Source organism: Psychrobacter sp. CAL346-MNA-CIBAN-0220 (assembly GCF_040309805.1).
Lineage (GTDB): Bacteria > Pseudomonadota > Gammaproteobacteria > Pseudomonadales > Moraxellaceae > Psychrobacter.
Window position 1 is genome coordinate 1 of the sequence record NZ_JBEOPF010000047.1, and the last position, 395, is coordinate 395.

At 35.2% G+C, this 395-nt stretch carries 1 protein-coding gene; it reads right to left on the reverse strand.

Annotated elements, in window-relative coordinates:
- On the reverse strand, window positions 1–321 hold a 321-nt coding region (locus AAEY88_RS12635), incomplete at its 3' end, for a hypothetical protein (protein WP_350562939.1).
- Window positions 322–395 lie beyond the last annotated feature (74 nt).

The following is a 395-nucleotide window of genomic DNA, read 5'->3' on the forward strand; positions in this document are numbered from 1 at the left end:
CGCTGATAAAGCATATTGAACTGGCAAGGATACATAAGGCGTAAAAACGGATTCAGAAAAGAATAATATAAATATCGAAATAAAAAATGATATGCCTATGGTACTCATCGCAAACAACCAAAATCTTAATGATGTAAAAGGCATGCCGCCGATAGTTAGTTGCTGAAAGCCTGATTCACGTACTAAATCACCTGTTGGAAGTGCAGTCGGCTTATGGTCTTTTAATAACCCTTTGGTACTAAATTTATGCCTTTTATGCTGAACAACTAATGCCAAATCGGTATCAAAGTGTTTTTCAAAAAACATCACAATATTGATCATGGTTGATACATTTCTGATAGTGATATGCCATTCAGGGAAGCTATAAAACTTAAGCGCATAATGATGCCTAACTA